1 pseudogene is annotated in these 779 nt (G+C 62.5%); it reads left to right on the top strand.

Annotation, left to right across the window (positions count from 1 at the left end):
• Positions 1-50 precede the first annotated feature (50 nt).
• Positions 51-575: pseudogene (locus tag JMF90_RS39020) on the top strand (LysR substrate-binding domain-containing protein); the annotation flags it as partial.
• Positions 576-779 lie beyond the last annotated feature (204 nt).

Here is a 779-nt window from a genome sequence, read left to right as displayed (position 1 = left end):
AGGACAACGGCGACGCGCGTAATAACTTCGTATAGCATACATTATACGAAGTTATACGAGTGCAGATCGACGCACTCGCGTCGCGGATGCTCGACGCGGGTTTCGTGCGCCAGCGCGCCGCGCGCCAGCCGCTCGAATACCGGCTCGTGCAGCGCGAACCGATGCTCGTCGCGGTCGCGGAAGGCGCGCCGCTCGCGGCCTATGAGCAGATCGGCCCCGACGAGCTCGACCGGCAGCCGTTCATCGCCTATTCGCCGAACGAGGGCAAGTATTTCCACGACATGATCTCGGGGATGTTCGCGGGCGCCGGGCGGCTGCCGAACTACCTGCACTACGTCGGCCAGACGCATACGATCCTCGGTCTCGTGCGCGCGGGGCTCGGCGCGGCGCTGGTGCCGGCGTCGGCGCGCGAGCTTCATGTGGACGGCGTGGTGTTCCGGCCGCTGGCGGGCGTCAACGCGGCGGCCGAGTTGTATCTCGCGTGGCGCGCGGACAACGACAATCCGGCGCTGCCGGTGTTCAACGCGATGGTCGAGCGGTTTCTGACCGAGAGCACGGACGATCCGGGCGTTTAGCGACGCGCTTGCCCGCACGAACGGGCGCTCGCGTACCGCGAAAAGTCGGTCGTCTGATGATTGAAAACATGATCTCGAATTCTTTTCGGCACCTCCGGAATACGTAGAAAAACGGCGATTTTTCATACGAATTTCGCCTGAAACGAGCCGCATACCCTTCAGATTTTCCATCTCGAACACGGGGAAACCCCCATTTTTCTCTTA

Origin of the sequence: Burkholderia sp. E168m23, assembly GCF_016586125.1 — a bacterium.
Lineage (GTDB): Bacteria > Pseudomonadota > Gammaproteobacteria > Burkholderiales > Burkholderiaceae > Burkholderia > Burkholderia orbicola.
The sequence above is the reverse complement of the archived record's forward strand: the minus strand, read 5'-3'. Positions and strand labels throughout refer to the sequence as shown.